The sequence below is a fragment of the uncultured Chloroflexus sp. genome, from assembly GCF_937129525.1.
In the GTDB taxonomy this organism is placed as follows: Bacteria; Chloroflexota; Chloroflexia; order Chloroflexales; family Chloroflexaceae; genus Chloroflexus.
Genome location: NZ_CAKZNK010000020.1, coordinates 56777 through 75818, shown reverse-complemented (window position 1 = coordinate 75818; position 19042 = coordinate 56777). Strand labels below are relative to the sequence as shown.

Annotated in this window: 16 protein-coding genes; 3 read left to right on the top strand and 13 right to left on the bottom strand. The window is 57.0% G+C overall.

Annotation, left to right across the window (positions count from 1 at the left end):
• Positions 1 to 235: 235 nt before the first annotated feature.
• A complete protein-coding gene (locus Q0650_RS01780; protein WP_298815285.1) occupies positions 236 to 2095 on the top strand; it encodes a hypothetical protein in 1860 nt (619 codons plus the stop codon).
• A gap of 166 nt (positions 2096 to 2261) precedes the next feature.
• Positions 2262 to 4148: a hypothetical protein gene (locus tag Q0650_RS01775; protein ID WP_298815282.1), complete on the top strand. Its 1887-nt coding sequence runs from the start codon at positions 2262 to 2264 to the stop codon at positions 4146 to 4148.
• A 177-nt stretch (positions 4149 to 4325) separates the two neighbouring features.
• Here Q0650_RS01775 and Q0650_RS01770 read toward each other — a convergent pair whose 3' ends face one another.
• From Q0650_RS01770 to Q0650_RS01710, 13 genes are all read right to left on the bottom strand, one after another.
• Complete coding sequence (locus tag Q0650_RS01770) at positions 4326 to 5633, bottom strand: hemolysin family protein (RefSeq protein WP_298815281.1); 1308 nt, start codon at positions 5631 to 5633, stop codon at positions 4326 to 4328.
• Positions 5634 to 5815: 182 nt separating this feature from the next.
• Entirely contained in the window at positions 5816 to 6568 is a 753-nt protein-coding gene (tpiA, locus tag Q0650_RS01765; RefSeq protein ID WP_298815279.1) for a triose-phosphate isomerase, read from the bottom strand.
• Between the two features lie 11 nt (positions 6569 to 6579).
• Complete coding sequence (locus Q0650_RS01760; RefSeq protein WP_298815277.1) at positions 6580 to 7251, bottom strand: M50 family metallopeptidase; 672 nt, start codon at positions 7249 to 7251, stop codon at positions 6580 to 6582.
• Between the two features lie 391 nt (positions 7252 to 7642).
• On the bottom strand, positions 7643 to 8446 hold the full coding sequence (locus Q0650_RS01755) for a hypothetical protein (protein WP_298815275.1): 804 nt from the start codon (positions 8444 to 8446) through the stop codon (positions 7643 to 7645).
• A 468-nt stretch (positions 8447 to 8914) separates the two neighbouring features.
• A complete protein-coding gene (locus Q0650_RS01750) occupies positions 8915 to 9295 on the bottom strand; it encodes a YraN family protein (RefSeq protein ID WP_298815273.1) in 381 nt (126 codons plus the stop codon).
• Positions 9282 to 9788 (bottom strand): HNH endonuclease, encoded by a 507-nt coding sequence (locus Q0650_RS01745; protein ID WP_298815270.1) that lies wholly within the window; start codon positions 9786 to 9788, stop codon positions 9282 to 9284. The genes Q0650_RS01750 and Q0650_RS01745 overlap by 14 nt, the downstream gene beginning before the upstream one ends.
• Before the next feature lie 321 nt (positions 9789 to 10109).
• Positions 10110 to 11783 (bottom strand): spermidine synthase, encoded by a 1674-nt coding sequence (locus Q0650_RS01740; protein ID WP_298815268.1) that lies wholly within the window; start codon positions 11781 to 11783, stop codon positions 10110 to 10112.
• Positions 11784 to 11939: 156 nt separating this feature from the next.
• The gene (locus tag Q0650_RS01735; RefSeq protein WP_298815266.1) at positions 11940 to 12197 is read right to left on the bottom strand and encodes a YggT family protein; all 258 of its coding nucleotides are present in this window, start codon (positions 12195 to 12197) and stop codon (positions 11940 to 11942) included.
• Position 12198: 1 nt separating this feature from the next.
• Complete coding sequence (gene hisD / locus Q0650_RS01730; RefSeq protein ID WP_298815263.1) at positions 12199 to 13506, bottom strand: histidinol dehydrogenase; 1308 nt, start codon at positions 13504 to 13506, stop codon at positions 12199 to 12201.
• 93 nt (positions 13507 to 13599) lie between these two features.
• Complete coding sequence (locus Q0650_RS01725; protein WP_298815260.1) at positions 13600 to 14802, bottom strand: S1C family serine protease; 1203 nt, start codon at positions 14800 to 14802, stop codon at positions 13600 to 13602.
• Positions 14803 to 15056: 254 nt separating this feature from the next.
• Positions 15057 to 15584: a DUF2085 domain-containing protein gene (locus Q0650_RS01720; RefSeq protein ID WP_298815257.1), complete on the bottom strand. Its 528-nt coding sequence runs from the start codon at positions 15582 to 15584 to the stop codon at positions 15057 to 15059.
• A 107-nt stretch (positions 15585 to 15691) separates the two neighbouring features.
• Positions 15692 to 16696, bottom strand: coding sequence for a phytoene/squalene synthase family protein (locus Q0650_RS01715; protein ID WP_298815253.1), 1005 nt, complete (start codon positions 16694 to 16696; stop codon positions 15692 to 15694).
• A gap of 127 nt (positions 16697 to 16823) precedes the next feature.
• Positions 16824 to 17798, bottom strand: a complete 975-nt coding sequence (locus tag Q0650_RS01710; protein WP_298815250.1) for a B12-binding domain-containing protein — start codon at positions 17796 to 17798, stop codon at positions 16824 to 16826.
• A 226-nt stretch (positions 17799 to 18024) separates the two neighbouring features.
• On the opposite strand from Q0650_RS01710, the gene Q0650_RS01705 reads away from it, so the two are divergent.
• Complete coding sequence (locus tag Q0650_RS01705; RefSeq protein WP_298815247.1) at positions 18025 to 18996, top strand: GDP-mannose 4,6-dehydratase; 972 nt, start codon at positions 18025 to 18027, stop codon at positions 18994 to 18996.
• The last annotated feature ends 46 nt before the right edge of the window (positions 18997 to 19042 follow it).

Sequence of the window (19042 nt, the reverse complement as noted above, 5' to 3'; positions counted from 1 at the left end):
TCATTTTTCACATTATTCACCAGATTTAATCAATAAAAAACTATTTTTAATCATCGAAACTCACCGTTAAACCTTTTATAACCAGAAATAAATCAAATTATCCTTTAAGAAAACAATTATGTCCTTGTTTTTCATCCTGTTTTCACAATAATATCACCTTAAATACAGGAACTTTTTCCTTAAAATATCGTATTCTATATGCAGCAGCAACAGGCATTAGCGTAAGGAGGCTAACATGAAACGGCTGCGAATCCTTTGGAGTGCGATCACCCTGATCGTCGCGCTGATGATCAGTGGCGTGACGCCACTGGCAGCAGCGCCGTTCTCCGGTCGCACAAACTTCGTCGACTCCCGCTTTGCGGCGGTGTGGAGTCGCACCGACAGTGAGTCGGTACGCGGTGGCCGCACGTGGTACTGGGGTCCGGGACCGTGGTTCGATTATGCCGAGTTTTACCATGATAGCCCCAATGGCACGCGCACTGTGCAGTACTTCGACAAGGCGCGCATGGAGATCAACAACCCGACTGACGGCATCGTCACCAACGGCTTGCTGGTAAAAGAGCTGATCAGTGGACGGATGCAGCTCGGCGACAATCCGTTCGATGTCAACTATTACGAAGGCTCTGATGTGCCGGTAGCCGGCAATCCGCGCGTCGCCAATACGATTGCCCCTGGCTATCGCGACTTCGCCGGTATCGCGACGATCGATAATGGCTATCGCGATCCGCCACGGCTTGACCAGCGGGTAAACAGTGCTATCGCGCGCGGCGGCAATCTCAGTCTGCGCAATGATCTCGCCCTGCCAGAAACTACCATCGTCCAGTACAATAGCGTCACCGGCCACAACATTCCCCGCGTCTTCTGGGACTTTATGACCATGCGCGGCAGAGTGGTTGAGAATGGTCGGGTCGTCACTGCGCCCATCGTGGACTGGCTATTCGCAATGGGGTATCCGATTACCGATCCCCACTGGACGCGCGCAGTTGTCGGTGACACCGAACGCGATGTGCTGGTGCAACTCTTCGAGCGTCGGGTCCTGACCTACACCCCCAGCAATCCCGCCGGCTATCAGGTTGAGATGGGTAATGTCGGGCAGCACTACTTCCAGTGGCGCTACCCCCACCTTGGCGCGCCGTGGGTCGCTCCTGACCCGGTAACGCCGCTGATTTACGCCTCAAATATCGATACCGGCAGTCACTGGGAATTGTACCGGGCCACATTTAATGGTGGCGGCCAGCGGCTGACATTCAATAACGCGGAGACGGTTGCCTTCTCATGGCGGCGCAGTTGGGATCCATCGCAGTTCTTCCTGATCGTTGACTCGCGTCGCAACAGCCCGCAATACCGCCAGATCTATGCATTGAATGCAACCGCTGCCGACGCAGGCGAGCAGGCGCCGGGAGCCAGCGTTGTGCGGATCAGTTATAGCGCCGGCGATGGCATGTATCCGCCACCTGATAATGACTATTCAGAGATTCCCGGTAACGAATACAATGCTATGATCTCGCCCGATGGCAACCTGATGGCATTTGTGTCAGAACGACAGGGCATTCCCCAACTCTATCTGCGTCGCTTGCAATTCCCGCTGCGCGGCTATGCTCAGCCAATAACCGCCTATACCGAGCGGTGCAGCGTCGAAACACCGACCTGGTCGCCCGACGGTCGCAACCTCTTTTGGGTAGCCAACTGCTCCGGTAACTTCGAGATCTATCGCGCCGATGTGAGACAATTCTATTTCGACCCAGTGTTTCTCAGCGCCGACTTGATCAACTCTACCAATCTGAGCAACCACCCGGCTAACGATCGCTTCGCTCGGGTATCGCCCGACGGCAGGTTGATCGCTTTCGCCAGCGACCGCGACGGCAACTGGGAGATCTACGTGATGAACGCCGATGGCAGCAACGCGCGTCGCCTGACCAACCATCCCGCCACCGACGACTCGCCCACCTGGTCGCCTGATAGCAGCCGCCTGGCCTTTGCCAGCGATCGTGACGGCGATTTCGAGATCTATATCCTCAACGTCGGCGATGGCACGGTCACCCAACAGGTCACCCAAAATACGGCACAGGATCGCTGGCCGTTGTGGGCGCAATAGCGCAGGATGTTGATCCGGAAGCGTCCTCACAGCATACCGCTGATGAGGACGCTTCCACTACAATAACCACGCATGATACAGTTCAGGAAGGTGACGGGAAGCGCAGCAGAACATCGGGCAATTAAGACGTGCCTCTGGCTCATCGTTCGCGCAAGGAGAAACCGTTATGCGCTGGCAGAAAGATATTGCTATCTTCACGCTCGCCATCGTCCTGGTCGCGAGCAGCGCCACGCCACTGGCGGCTGCTCCCTTCACCAATCGCACCGACTTCGCCGATCCACGCTTCGCCGCAGTCTGGAACCGCACCGACAACCCGACAGTGCGCGGTGGACGTTCATGGTACTGGGGACCAGAGCCTTGGTTCGATTACGCCGAATTCTATCACGAGAGTCCCAACGGTCTACGCACCGTCCAGTACTTTGACAAAGCGCGCATGGAGATCAATAACCCCGCCGACGGCATCGTTACTAACGGCCTGCTAGTTGTAGAATTAGTCAGCGGGCAGATGCAAATCGGCGATTATGCCAGATACCGCTACCGCTGCTCTGACGTTCCGGTGGCCGGCAATCCACGGGTAGCCAATCCAGTTGCCCCCGGTTACTGCCAGTTCATCGATCGGGCAACCTTTGACGACCTGTTCCGCCCACCCTATCGTGATCCAGTTCGCCTCAACGAGCGGGTGAGCGCGACGCTCTACATCAACGGTCAGGTCGGCGAACGAGCCGATCTGGCTCGTTCGGAAACCACTATTGTTCAGTACAACACCGTCACCGGCCACAACATCCCCCGCGTCTTCTGGGACTTTATGACGATGCGCGGCAGAGTGGTTGAGAATGGTCGGGTCGTTACTGCGCCCATCGTGGACTGGTTGTTTGCAGTCGGCCACCCAATCACTGATCCCTACTGGGTGCGCGCAGTCGTTGGCGATACCGAACGCGATGTCCTGGTGCAGCTCTTCGAACGGCGGGTGCTCACTTACACCCCCGATAACCCATCCGGTTATCAGGTTGAGATGGGCAATGTCGGGCAACACTACTTCCAGTGGCGCTACCCGCACCTCGGCGCGCCATGGGTGTCAAGTTATCTTGACACACCGTTGATCTATGCCTCGAATGTTGACACCGGGAGCCACTGGGAGCTGTACCGGGCCTCATTTACCGGTGGCCAGCGCCTGACCTTCAACAACGGCGAAACGGTTGCTTACTCATGGCGACGCAGTTGGGATCCCCATCAGCAGATGCTGCTCGTCGACTCGCGCCGGGCGCAACCCGATTACCGGCAGATCTATGCGCTCAATAGCTATGCAGCCAACGAGGGTGAGCAATCATCAAATGCCAGCGCTACCCGCATCAGTCAAATTGACTTTCGTGATGCGCTCAGTGGATCATACGGCCCCCCCTCGGAGTTCCTTGACCGGATCGTCAACGAGTTCAATCCCATGGTATCTCCTGATGGCGTTCGCATCCTGGTCATTTCAGAGCGCACCGGTCGGCCTGATCTCAATCTATGGACAATGCCTGACATGAACAACCAGCCACCCATCACCTGGCGCCTGACTCGCGATCTGCCGGCATGTCGTTATGAAACTCCGGGATGGTCACCCGATGGGCGCATGATCTTTTGGGTAAGCGATTGCACCGGTGATTTCGAGGTGTATAGCGCCGAGCTTGCCTATCGCCATACCTCTCTACCAAACAGGAGAAGCAGTTTCCTGGTCGAACTCACCAACATTCGCAATCTCACCAATCACTCGGGCAGCGATCGCTTTGCGCGCGTGTCACCTGATGGACGAACTATTGCCTTCGCCAGCGATCGCAACGGCAACTGGGAGATCTACGTGATGAATGTGGACGGTAGTAATCTGCGACAGTTGACAAATAATGTAGCAGTTGACGACGCGCCGACCTGGTCGCCGGATGGGAGTCAGCTCGCTTTTGCCAGTAACCGCGACGGCGATTTCGAGATCTACATCCTCAACGTCAGCGACGGCTCCATCGCGCAACAGGTCACATGGAACGCAGCGCAAGATCGGTGGCCATTGTGGGCACAGTAGCGATTGGCATAGGGGCGGTTTTTACCTCCGCCCCTGTGACACTGACTTCCTGGCAAAGGATTTAGGTAAACACCGTCATCCTGACGTGTTTGGACAAACTGCCTGCGGCCATTGTTACAGAGCATTATCGCGGAGGATGACACGCGCTATCGCGCGCAGTGCCCATCACCCTGTTGCTCACGTAGCGTTCGATTGGTTCACGCGCGAGATCAGCACCTTATCTACACGCAACCCATCCATGTCAACCACTTCAAAGCGCCACCCATCCCACTGCGTCACATCGCCAGCAGTTGGGATCTGCCCGATCAGACTGATCACCAGACCGGCCAGCGTCTCATAGCGATATGTCTCTTCGTCGGGTAGCTCATCGACATCGAGCAGCGCACGCACCTCATCAACCGGCAGTGAACCTTCAACCAGGTACGAACCATCTTCGCGCCGGACAATCGGCGGCGGGGTAGCATCATCGTATTCATCATCGATTTCACCGACGATCTCTTCAAGCACATCTTCGAGCGTTACGACCCCCTCAATCCCACCCAATTCGCCCACGACCAGCGCCATGTGCCGGCGGCTGCGGAGAAACGTGCTTAACAAAATTGAGGCGCGACTGTTTTCGGGCACATAAAGCGGCGGTGATACAGCCTCGCGCACCAGTGCCTGTTCTCCGCGTTTGCGATATAGGAGCAACAGATCACGCACATGAACGATGCCGATAATCTGATCAGGCGTCTCTTCATATACCGGAAAGCGCGAATAGCCGCTGGTCAGCAACTCATCAAGCACCTCACCAAGCGCGCGGTTAGCTTCCACCATTTCGACCTCGTGGCGCGGAGTCATAATGTGACGAACGGCACGGTCGCTGAATTTAAAGACGCGGTCGATGAATTGCTGCTCTTGCGGCTCGACCTCACCCGTCTCAGTTCCTTCGCGCACCAGCGCCCGAATATCCTCTTCGGTGACACGCTCCTCTTCTACATTCGCCCGCCCGATCAAGGTCAGGATCAGGCGGGTTGAAGCGCTGAGCAGCGCGATAATCGGTGTGCTGATGCGGGCCAGAAAGAGCATCGGCCTTGCCATCAGCGTGGCAATTGCTTCGGCGCTCTGCAAGGCGATACGCTTCGGCACCAGTTCGCCAAGCACCAGCGACAGATACGTTACCAGCAACACCACCAGAAACTGCGCGACTTGACCGGCATACGGCGCAAGGAGCGGATACTGAGCGAGCCAGGGCGCAAGCTGGCCGGTCAACGTTGCGCCAGCAAAAACACCGTTGAGCGTGCCGATTAACGTGATACCGATCTGCACCGCCGACAAAAAGCGGTCGGGATCGTCTTGGAGCTGGAGCGCAGCCTTCGCGCCCGCGCTGCCGTCCTCAGCGCGTTGTTCAAGCCTGCCGCGTCGCGCCGAGACAACGGCCAGTTCGGTGGCGGCGAACAGACCATTTGCCAGCGCCAGAGCAATGATAATTAACAGTTCCTGCATAGGTTCTTCAGGTGAAACCTCTGGCATGGGTAGAGAAAGTCAGAACAGGAAGACAGCGCCATCAATGGCCTCTACCCCGTCCAATAAACGATTGCGCATTTCGCTGCGCGCAAGCACAAATGGCGACGGTTTCTGTAACCGTCGCCTCGTCGAACTTTGCCTGAGCTACGTTCAGGTTCCATCTACTGATAATGGATAATGCGCAGAAAACTGGCGGCCTGCAATGAGGCGCCACCCACCAGCGCGCCATCAATATCGGGCTGAGCCATCAGCTCGTCGATATTATCCGGTTTCACGCTGCCACCGTACTGGATACGCACCGCAGCAGCAACGTCTGCGCCATACAATTCAGCCAGCGTAGCCCGAATAGCGGCATGCATCGCCTGAGCGTCGGCGGGGGTTGCGGTATCACCAGTGCCAATCGCCCAGATCGGCTCGTAGGCAATCACCACATCGGTCATCTGGTCTGAAGTAATATCAAGCAATGCCGCGCGCACCTGCGCCGTTACAATCGGCTCGGCCTGACCGGCGTCACGCTGTGGTTTGCTCTCGCCAACACACACAATTGGGCGCAGGCCGTGGGCTAAAGCGGCGCGAATTTTGCGGTTCACAAAAGCGTCGCTCTCCCCGAAATACTGCCGGCGCTCGCTATGGCCGACAATCACGTAACGGCAACCAACATCGACCAGCATCGGCGGGGACACTTCACCGGTAAACGCACCCTGTGCTTCAGGGTAAAGATTCTGCGCGCCTAGACCAAGAGGGCTATCGCTCAACAACGGCGCTACCGCAGCCAGCGCAGTAAACGGCGGACAAACGATTGCCTCGCGATCGGAGAGCGAACCCAGGCCAGCCAGCAAATCGCGCACCAACGCCGTCGCTTCACCGACAGTCTTGTACATCTTCCAATTGCCAGCAATCAACGGAATACGCATCGCTTCCTCATCTACAACATCCGGGCCAGCGTCTGCAATACATTGAAGAGCATACTATCGCTCAGCAAGAAGGTCAAACCGACGCCAATTGCCACGGTGACGGCAAAGACTTTCCAATCCCACGCCAGCACCTTTGCGCCGTCAAACGGGCCGGCAGGGATCATGTTAAACAGACCGATCCAGGCATTGAAGCGAAAACCGACGTAACAGACCGTAATCCAGAAATCAGTCGCTGGCGGGCGAAAGACGATCACCGGCAGAAACAGAAAGAGGAACAACAGCGACAAGGCAAGGTTCGTTACCGGGCCGGCTAGAGCGATAAGGCCGCTCTGACGCGCGGTAAGTAACCCCCGATGCCAGACTGCGCCCGGCGCGGCGATAAAGATGCCCAAAAAGCTGATCAAAATAGACAGAAGCAGCCAGCGATCGTTGGCGATAAAATGGGCCTGGGCGCCATAGCCGCGGGCAACAATACGATGGGCCAGTTCGTGGAGCACAAACCCGATCCCGGCAACAACTGCCGCCACCAGCAGATTAGTCAGAAATTGACCGGTCAACAGACGCGATGTGCCGGTCTGCATAATGGCAAAGGCGAGCGTCGTGCCGGCCCAGGCCTTAAGAAGTTCAACGTTATCGTTGCGGGGGCGGCTAAAAATATCGTCAAACGAGGTAAGATCACGCACAGCTCATCCATTCCTGGTAGCGAGATACCAATGCGTTTGAATTATAGCATATCGCTATCGCGCAGGTATGGGTTTGCAGTTGAATGCGGTTAGTAACAGTCGAGCAGAAGCGTGATTCATTGTCACTAAGCCAGCGCGCAATGGCATCGTTCTGGCGCTATTGCGCGGCTGGAAACGTTCCCGGTGAGGGTTCGTCTGCCGCTGAAGCGGGCAGTGCTGCATCGCCTGTGGTAGCTCGCGCTGACCTCAGACGAGTGAGCGAGCCTGGCAAGCAAGCTGGGCGCAGCGCGCGACGACATCAGACGATTGCGCCGTGCCCGAAGCAATCCCGCCAAACGCGAGCGCGATCTCTGAAAGCGCGTAGCGACGCGCGATAAATCTCTCTGCTACCTCAACTACGGCGAATAATCTCAACCAGCTCTTCGAGTGAGAGCTGCGAGAAGTGGCGTGGTGGAGCTTTTGGAGTGCCACACAGTAAAAGCCGGTGGCTGGGATGAAGATACCAGTCAGCCTGACTGTCGCACTGACGCAGCGTTTCGTAGACCGGTTGCAAATCAACCCGCGAGCGACGCTGAGCAGTAATGCCCATATAGCCACGGCGGTCACGGTAGGCAAAGAGCACAGCGCCATAGCTGAAGGCCAGGCGCGATGAACCACCATCAGCGCTCTGCACTGCGATCCCTAAACCCCATGGTGTGTCAAATTCGAGCCGATTCTGGAAAGCCTGTTCGAAACGTAACTGGCGCACCTCGTGCTCGTACCATGCATCGAGGTTGCCCAGCATTGCTTGCGCCACGTGGTGAGGACGATTGGGATACAGCGCATTGTAGCCGGCAATCAGATCAGTAATATTGAAAAAAACCTGACCTGGCCGGTAATCAGCATGATCGATCCGCGTCACCTGATCCACTAGCCGGCGCAGCGCCTCATCATTGGGCGCAACCGCGCGCCGAACCAGCTCAGCGGCGCTAAGCGTCGGATCATCGGTCTGGTGGTGATCGAACCGACCACCTCCGGTATCAACATGAATAACCAGCGGGTCAGAGTCCACCGGCTGATCTCGCCACGTCCGTCCGGCGGGCACAAATTGCAGGTCAGCGTCTTTCGCCGGGCCAAACCGCATCAATAGCCAGATTGCAGTCAGGCAATCGAGATCAGGGGCAAGATGACCCACAATCATCAACGGCGTTTCCACGAGACTAACATTTCTAGAGCATTTCTCACGCTGTGGACATGAGTATTCCCGTTTGTACAGTCAGCACCGGCTTTGCCATGCTGAGCAAATCGATTTCGTAGGGCCGGTAGCTATTTTCTGTAACAGCCTTATATTGTAACGGATGATCACATGTTGTCAGCAGAGAAATGCTACCACTTCTCTAAATGTCAAATCTGTGCATAATATAGCACAGCAAACCCGGTTCCTCAAGTGGTTTGTACCGATTTGTTAGCCATATAATACACGATCTGTGGCTACCTTTAATTGTGATGATATGCACAGAATGCGGAGCGCCAACCCCGCTTCCGGCGCGCAACGCGGCGCCATTTCACGCTATACAGGTTATTGTGAGAGGATTTCAGAACGGGTCGCGGTGACCGCCCAAACGACAGGAATCTTACCGGATAATTTCAACAATGACGGCATCCAGGAACGCTGAAACTCGATCTACCCGTAACCCTGCTCACCTTCTTCACCGATGGCCGCAATCACGTGATCAGACACCACCATCCTACCGGCAATCACGGTGAGAGCGATTACGTCAATCCGCCAGTCGGTGGTGGGGGGCGCGTCTTGCGCCATCAGGTAGGAGTAGGCCAGCGTGATCAGGCGCTGACGTTTGCGCGGCGTAATTGACTCAAGGGCGTAGGGATCGTGGCGCGCGCGCACTTCGACAAAAACAAGCTGGTCGCCATCGCGGGCGACCAGGTCAATTTCACCGAAGCGACAACGCCAGTTCCGAGCAATGACGACGTAGCCACGCTGCTCGAGATAGGCCACCGCAACTTGTTCGCCACGATCGCCGAGCCGGCGCTTAGGTGTAGGCATACTTGCGCCAGACATCGTGCCGCTCAAGCTCGCCGAGCAGCGCAAACGCCAGATATTGGGGCTGGCGCGGTATCGAGAGCAGCGTCATGTTAGCCTGTTCCGGCGTGCGCCCACCTTTCCGATGGTTGCAATCGCGACAGGCAGTCACCACGTTATCCCAGGTTGTCTGACCGCCTTGCGAGCGCGGGATAACATGATCCATCGTCAAATGTGCCCGCCCCGGTTGCTGACCGCAATACTGACAGGTTTCGCGATCGCGGGCAAAGACGCCACGCCGCGAGCAAGGCAGACGCAACTGGCGTGGAATCCGGATGTAGCGCACCAGCCGGATCACCAACGGCACGCTATACGTTACCGATTGAGCGCGAAGATGCTGCATGGCAGCTTCAACCAGCTCAGCTTTTTCCTGAAGGAGGAGGATGAGCGCGCGGCGCACCGAAATCAGTTGCAACGGCTCGTAACTTGCGTTCAAGACGAGAACTCGCTGTGCCAAGTGACACCCCCCTTAACATGAACCGATGTTATGACCATAACAAAGGCTCTTGCCCGGGGGCGTCATGGCCCCGCGCTAGAGCGGCCTGATGCGGTTCGCGGAGGATACAGCCCTGATCGCGCGCAACGCCGCACTGTTGCCACCCATACTGCGCCGGTATCGATGACGCGATGCGCAGTAGCAGGCCATCTGTCCGGCTGCTGCCGAACAGTAATTCTGGCGATGTTGCAGCGGCGAATAACCCATGAAATTTGGCCCTATCTGAAACAGTCTGACAAACCGATATAAAAGTAACATAAGTTGCGCGCCGTTGTCAACCTGCTATTGTGATCTTCTGCCCACCTCACTGAAAATAAGGCCATCAATAAGCTGCTCAACCGGCGCGTGATCGTCGGTAAACGGACGGAACTGGGCCATTTCCGGCGTAAATTCACGCAGCGGCCCAAACCGACCTTCGTACAACGACCAGAACATGACCAGTTGCAATGCCGGCACGTCGATACGAGCTGCATTCTCGATAAAGTTGACCACACCATCACCGACGGGCTGGTTGACGCCGATAATGATCGCATTGCTGAAGCGAGTATCGATGATGTAGACCTGCGGAAAGACCGCGATCATAGTTGACGCCAGCGCATTGACCAGCCGGTCATCACCGCTGGCCGGTCGGCCTGCATTGACCACAGCAACGCCACGCGGCGTCAGTTTTGCCTTCACCTCTTGAAAAAACTCTACCGTTGTGAGATGAAACGGTATATACGGCTGATGGTAGGCATCCAGTCCGATCACATCGTATTGCCGTCTGGTCGTCGCCAGCCAGTAGCGCGCGTCTTCGTTGTAGGTGGTGAAGTAGGGCGCCTGAGAGGTACCGTCAGCCATATCGAAGTAGCGTCGCCCCACTTCGCTAATTTTTCGATCAATTTCGACTGCATCGATGAGCGTATCCGAACCGTAGATGGCCAGGAACTGCTGGGCAACGCTGCCTGCTGCCGCGCCAAGCAGCGCCAGCGAACGCACATCGTCGGGATTGACAGCGGGGTAGAGATACGGCGCAACTGAGAAGTAATCCCACGGCCCACCGTCGGTCAAGAGATCGAGAGGATCGCCGGTCTCACGATATTTTAGCCGGTAGATTGAATGCAAGGCCAACCCTTCATTGAGAATGAGCACCCGGCGCCGATCAACGACACCACTGGCGTAGGTGACTTCTTGTTCGGCTACTTGAATGTAGTTGTAATCTGACTCGAATTCGGCCACCAACCGGCAGTTAGAGCAATCGGCTGCTTTGATGACGCCAACGTTAAGCTGATATGCCCCGGCCAGCAACACCACTACCGCCACCAGCAATAACTGGCGCGGATCGCGCAACCCGATCAGGCTGAGCACAACCAGAAATGCGGCGAAGAGGAAGAGCGTGCTGGTTACACCAATTGCCGGAATGAGCACCAGCACGGTGAGAAACGTTCCCGCAATCGAGCCGATCGTCGAGAGAGCTGAAATGGTGCCAGCAGTGCGTCCGGCATGTTCGACATCTTCAGCCTGGCGCATTTGCAACCTGATCGCAAACGGCCCGACCATCGCCATGAGCGTGACCGGCACAGCAAATAACAGAATGACACCGATAAGCGCAGCCAGAAAACCGCCGGCAGCTACACTACGCAGCGCGCCCTGCGCTGTGCTGAGAATTGGCCGGGCAATGAACGGGATGATCGCGCAACTAAGACCGGCCCAGCCGATCAATTGAAACAGGAGTCGCCAGTCTGGTCGCCGATCGGCCAGCGTGCCACCCAGCCGATAACCGATTGCCAGGTAGACCAGCGTCATGCCGATCACCACCGCCCAGATCGGCTGCGAAGTGCCGAAGAATGGCGCCAGCATGCGAGGCATGACCATCTCGATGCCGAGTGTGCCGATCCCGGCAAGAAAAACGACGGCGAAGAGCAGTCGGTCATTGCCGCTGCGCCGCTCAGGAGGGGGTAATGTCTTGTCAACCATTCACAAATCCACCGGGCTGATAGAATGACACTCCAACGCCGACAAAGCCGGCTGGTTTGCCCGGCTCTTTGCCGGCGATTGCAATATTAAGGTATAGGATCGATGCTGCTATGGACAGATCACAAATGCCATCGCGAGAGGCACTCTCACCTGCCATTATCGAATCGCGCTGACGATCAGGCGCTCGAGCAATTGTAAGACCAGCATTGCCACAATCGGCGAAAGGTCAAACATGCCAAAATTGGGCATAATGCTGCGAATTGGCCCCAGGATCGGTTCCGTAATTTCGTGCAGAAACCGGGTAGCCGGAAAATTACCCTGCGGATCAATCCACGAAGCCAATACCCGACCTAAGATGGCGTAAAACAACACGGTGAAAAGAATACTGACAAAACTGACCAAAAACCCTGACATCTTATTCCCTCCCATCAGTGTCAAATGTGTCAAATCGCGCCCGCACTGCTGCCGCATGCGCAAAAAGACCTTCCGCTTCGGCGAGTTGAATCGCCGCCGGGCCGATCCGGTTTAAACCGGCGCGGTTCAGACTAACCAGTGAGATCACCTTTCGGAAGCTATCAACATTGACCGGCGAAGTGTAGCGAGCAGTGCCTTCAGTGGGCATGATGTGCGATGGCCCGGCGACATAGTCACCCAATACCTCAAACGATTCTTCACCCAGAAACACACCGCCGGCGTTGCGCACTTCGCCGACATACGCCCATGGATCGGCAATTAACAAACAGAGATGTTCCGGCCCGTAATCATTGGCCAACGCAAACGCCGTTGCCAGATCGGGCACAATCACAATGCCACCGCGCATAGAGACCGCCTCGCGCGCAGCGCGCGCATTTGGTTCAGGCAAAGCGGCCAGTTGCCGTTCCACCTCGCGCTGCACCTGTTCAGCTAGCGCCAGATCAGGCGTGAGCAAAATCGCGCTCGCTTCAACATGCTCGGCCTGCGCCAGCAGATCGGCGGCCACCGCGCGCGGATGCGCCGTCTGATCGGCGATAATAAGCGTCTCGGTCGGCCCGGGCAGGCTGACCACACCCACTGTGCCGTAAACCATCCGCATCGCCTGGATCACGTAACGGTTACCCGGCCCGGCTACCGTATCGACCTGCGGGATACTCTCGGTGCCGTAGGCCAGCGCCGCAATTGCCTGCGCGCCACCTGCTGCAAAGAGGCGGTCGACTCCGGCGAGATGCGCCGCTGCCATCACCACGGCTGCCGGTTCACCGGTTGCGCGCTGTGGTGGCGAGCAGACCACAATCTCACGCACTCCGGCTACCCTGGCCGGCACAGCCGCGTGGATCAACGACGACGGCAATGGCGCAGCTCCACCGGGCACATAAATCCCTACCCGATCGAGTGGGCGCACAATCTGACCCAATGCTCCTTCGACGCCAAATTCAATCCATGAGTTGCGTACTTGCCGTTCGTGAAAGCGGCGAATCTCGCCAATTGCCAGCAGCAGCGCCCGACGTAGCGCCGGATCAAGATCGGCAGCGGCAGCAGCCCAACGCTCGCGTGGTATCTCGATTGCGTCACGATCAACGCCATCCAAGCGTAACGTGTACTCTCGCAATGCAGCATCGCCGCGCTGTCGCACCGCGGCAAGAATCTCGGCGACGACACGAGTGGTTGCGGCGTCGTCATCGAGCGGCATGCGTCGAAGGATACCCGCGCGAGCTGCCGCAAGATCGCTGATGATTGGAATTGTCATGGCTACTTACCTGCTACACACTATCAGCCTCTTTCCGCGCGTCGGAAACGGCGAACTGACCTCTCTGTATCGTCATTCTACCGCACCTTACACTTATGGTCGCGCTGCCAGAGTTACTTCAACCTCGAGTTGCTGATTGCCGCGCTGAAGAGTAAGTGTCACCCGGTCACCAACGGTAAATTGGTCGAGCAGGCCGATAAGTTGATCGCTCGAGAAGATTGGTATGCCGTTACAGGCCAGAATGATGTCGCCGCCAATTTGCACTGGTAGCCCGCGGTAGGTCTCAGTAGTGGTACCGCCACGCAATCCGGCTTGCGCCGCCGGACTGTTCGGCTGAACCGAACCTACCATCACTCCCCGATTAATCGGCAACCCAAAGCGGTTGGCAAAGAGGGTATCAATTGTCGTCATACTGACGCCAAGCCAGGGATGGTCATAACGACCCTCGCGAATCAGGGCCGGCGCAACCCGCGCAATCGTCTGGGCCGGCACTGCATAGCCAACCCCCTCGAAGTCACGTCCGCCTAAACTGACAGCGATGGCTGTATTGATCCCAATCACCTCACCGCGTAAATTCAACAACGGCCCACCAGAATTACCCGGATTGATTGCAGCATCGGTCTGGATCACGTTCGGAATACTGAAACTACCGGCAAGGCTGGTTCGTCCGCGCAACGCGCGTCCAAGACCACTGATCACCCCCACGGTGAGCGTGTTCTGCTCGCCAAACGGGCTGCCAATAGCTACCGCCGTTTGCCCGACCTGCACCGCCTGACTATCACCCAGCGGCAAGGGCGTAATGCCTTCCGGCAGACTGGTTACCCTGATCACCGCCAGATCGCTATCAGGATCGCTACCCACCAGATCGGCGATCACCGTTGCGCCATTGGCAAAGCGGACCTGAATTTGTAACGCGCCGTTGACCACATGATGATTGGTGATGATATGCCCCTGATCATCGTAGAGAAACCCGGATCCCTGACCGGTTGGGCCATCGGGTGTGATCGGTGGATGGCCAGGTGGCAGACTGGCGCTCTGGTCAACCACTACGTCGAGACTGACGACAGCCTGACTGGCGCGCCGGTAGAGGGCAATTAATTGTTGCTCGTACTCGGTAAATGCAGCCGCGTCAGTTGAAACTGACGGCGCGGCTGCCAGCGGCGGTAGTGGCGCATCAGTCGGTCGCACCGGTGGCGCAGTCGGCGTCGGGACGCCAGACATCGGTGCCACCGGCAAATCGGCGCGGGCACAACCGGTTAGCAGGATGACGAGGAAGACTATCATGAAGCGGCGCATAGCGATATTCTCCGTAACGGCAGCGAGGTGAGCGTGTATATGATTTGCTTCAAACTATATAACAGAACGCTAAATCTCCATTGCGCCGGGATCAACCGAAGGCAGGTGACCGTAGACCGTAGATCGTTGCACTCTCGGTAGAGTGAGCTGCCTTAACGTAGCAACTACCTCACCGTCTTCGGCAGCAAAACCGGCGAGAGGTCGTTACACTACACCACTCTCGCCGGTCGCAACCCCATTCGTCGTAGCCTGCGTTAACGTGATTGCCGCGCTTGATTTGGCCAGAAGCCAGGCCAGACAGAAGCAAAAAAGACACCGGCGGCGAAACCGGCCTGCACACCATTGAGCAGCAAGAGCCAGAGCGGCGCGAACCACCAGCCACTCGCGTGACCGATGATTTCAAGTGGCCAAAGCAAGAACGGAATAGCCGCGAGCAGCAACCGCAACGGCCAGACCAGCTCACGATAACGCTGCAAGAGCGCCGGCGCGCGGTTGCCAATACTCAGGCGCGCCAGCCAGAGACCGATAGTTGCTCCCCAGCATCGGGCACAGACTGCCATCGGCCAGCCCAGCAACCATAACGAACGATCGGGTGTTGGGCAGACATATACCGCCAGCAAATCGCGGGCCAGCGTACCGGCATCACTGACCAGCGGCAGACCAGTAGCGCGCAGCAATGGGGAAGCGATCGGACCGAGAAACAGGATCCACAGCAGCAGATCGAAGATCCAGCGCGGCCATGGCCTGATCGTTTGCGGAGTCGGTAGGGCATATGAGGTCATAAACTCACCTGAACACGAATATGCGAACGAGATATAGGTAAGCGTCAGGCCACGAGGCGCATGCCAGACTTCACCTGACATCAAATCGACGCAACCCGCAGCCACATTCAACGTGACTGCCTTGCCAGTCGGCGCACATCCCACCAGATGCCGGGCAGACGGGCCAGTTTTTCACGCAGCGGCAAATAGGCGCGCCGGGTATATGAATCATACTGGTTAGCAACGATTTTATCAAGAATGCCACGGTAAACGCGCGCTGCCGCAGCGACGGCCAGGCGCACCTCAGCCGGCAACAGGGCAATCCCAGGCCAGCTCTCATCATACAAGCGATGCGCGCGTTCGATTTGAAACTTCATCAGCGCAATAAAACGCTCGTCGTACACCCGGGCCAAAATATCGTCAGCGGTCAGGCCAAAACGGGCCAGCTCATCTTCCGGCAAATACACTCGCTGCCGGTCGGCATCTTCGCCAATGTCGCGCAAAATATTAGTCAACTGTAACGCCACGCCAAGCTTAATCGCATACGGTGTCGCACCGGGCGCAGCGCCGGTAATGCCGATCACCAGCAGGCCAACGACTGATGCCACGCGGTAACAGTACAGCCAGAGATCGGCAAAGGTTGCATAGCGTGAAATGGTGAGATCCATCGCCACGCCGGCCAGCAACTCGTCAATCAGGTGCGGCGCTAGATTGTAGCGCAGACAGGTATCGGCCCACGCCAGCAAAACAGGATGCGAGGTATCGAGGCGCGGACGACGGGCAACGAGCACCCATTCGGCCAGTGCGCGCGCCGGATCAGATGTAGCCATATCAACCGTATCGTCGGTCGTGCGGCAAAAAGCGTAGAGCGCCCGCACTGCCCGCCGCTGCGGTGGCGGCAAAAATTGGGTACTGAAAAAGAAACTCTTGGAATAGCGGCGAATGATTTGATCGCAGATCGCATACGCCTCAGCCAGCGAATGAGCTGGCGGTGGCGGTACTTCATCGGCGTGCAACGGGGTGGGTAAATCGCTGAGATGAAAGAGTTGGGCGAGCTGCTCATCAGCCGGCAGAGCCTGGCTCACCGGCAATCCGCTCTCGCGTGTGAGAATCGAGATCGAATTCAGCGACACACCGCACTCCTTTTGTCACATATTCAGGCTTATTTGTACTATACGCAAAATTGCGCGCGCAGGCAAGACTGAATCAAGCGTCACCGGCTCCGCTTGCCAGTAACGCCTGCCACACTTCCGTAAACTGCTAGCGACTGCGACTCAGGAGTGACGCGACGTTTTCGACAGCTTCCTGTGCATCACGGCCTAGAAATGTGCCTGGCATCTTGTGGGTCAAGATCGGATTAAGATTGAATGCCCGCCCGCCGTAGCCGAAGAGCGGTGTTGGTGGTGGCAATTGCTGTAACGCGCGACCAATTTCCAGCAGTTGCGTTGCCGTCTCAGTCGTTGACGCTGACAGACAGACCAGATCGGGCTGGATATGGCGCACGGCATCGAGCAGATCCTTTACCGGTACTTCAGGACCGAGATAGATCACCTGCCAGCCATGCCGAACAAGAAACACAGCCAGCATCAACGCGCCAAGATCGTGTTGTTCGCTCGGCGCACACCCAACTACAATCAGGCCGCGCCCTTCGGTCACGTTATAGGTATTAAACAGGCTGGACAGCTTGCGCCGGATAAACTGGGTAGCAAAATGCTCTGCCGTGACCGAGATCCGCCCGGCGTGCCACTGTTCACCAATCTCAACCATCGCTGGCTGGATCAGCTTGAGAAAGACATCCTCAAGCGGGTAGAGCGCAAACGCTTCACCCAGAATCTGCTCAGCGCGCGTGGCATCAAAATCGACCAGCGCGCTAATCATCCGCGCCTGCATTCGTTCCCAGGTGTGCGGCTCAGTATCGACAGCCGTGTTGAGCCACGAGAGGCTCGTCTCGCTCCCGTCGATCATTAACGCGATCGCCTGACTGATCGTCAACCCTTCCGCAGTGCGGTCACGCAGCCAACGGATTGTCGCAATGTCACGCTCGGAATAGAGACGGTGACCACCTTCGGTACGCTGTGGACGCGGCACACCGTAACGACGCTCCCATGCGCGGAAGGTATCTGCCGGTACACCTGTCTCCTGAGCGACCGCCTTGGTATTGTATCGCGGCTTGTCGGAAAACTGGGAGAGAAAATGTTGCGGCGCCATCGTTTCGCGACCCTTCCCAACGCTCATATTATTTTGCAACGATGTCGCATAGTCTTTACACTCGATCTATATAGTGCCACGGTTCACAATCTTTCATGCGCTAAATGAGCGCTTGTTTAGCTGCATGAACATTGTGCCAGGCGTGGTACAATGTCATGAACATTGTAGCATGTTGCACAATCACTGTCAATGAAATGCACAATCAAACGCGATGTAATCCCATCGCATCGAGGCAAATGCAGCGTTTACCACTATGCGGGTTCTCATCACCGGAATTAATGGCTTTGTTGGCGGCCACCTTGCCGAATATTTGCTGGCCGATGGACGTTGGGAAGTATGGGGACTATCACGATCTGCGACCCTCGCCCTGCCTGAACTGGTCGGCAATGTCCAGTTAGTGCAGGCCGACCTGGCCGATGCCGAGGCAACGGCGCGGGCAATCGTGAAGGTACGGCCCAACGTTATCTTCCATCTCGCCGGTCAACCCTTCGTGCCCGAGTCGTTCCGCGATCCGGCGGGAACCCTGGCTGCCAATACCCTGGGCGCATTGCATATCTTTCTCGCCTTGATCGAATACCGGCTGTCAACGCGCGTGCTGGTAGTCGGCACCAACGAAGAATACGGCAAAATCGAGCCGGAAGACTTGCCGATCGACGAAGACACACCGCTGCGTCCAACCAGCCCGTATGGGGTGAGCAAAGCTGCGCAGAGTTTACTGGCTCTCCAATATCACTACAGTCACGGCCTCGATCTGGTGCGGGTTCGTCCTTTCACGCACATCGGCCCGCGCCAGAACGAGCGATTCGTGACCGCAGCCTTTGCGCGCCAGATTGCCCGCATTGAACTCGGTCTGCAACCACCGGTTGTTCAGGTTGGAAATCTGGCAGCTCAGCGCGATTTTTCTGATGTGCGCGACGTAGTGGCGGCATACGCTTTGCTGGCCGAACATGGCGAGAGTGGCGCCGTTTACAATGTCGGTTCAGGTCGAGCGGTGATGGTGCGCGAACTGCTTGATATGTTGCTGGCTGAATGTACGGCGCCGGTGGAGGTGCGTCTCAACCCCGAATTGATGCGCCCGATCGATATTCCCCTGGTGGTGTGTGACGCCAGCCGCCTGCGCGCTCGCACTGGCTGGCAACCTCGCTATACCCTGCCTGAAACACTGCGCGATATTTTGAGTTATTGGCGGCAACGAGTGCAGGCCGAAGCATACGCCGCTGGCTGAGAAAATCGTCACCTATCCGTTAGCGCCTCGTAAGCGCATTGTGGTC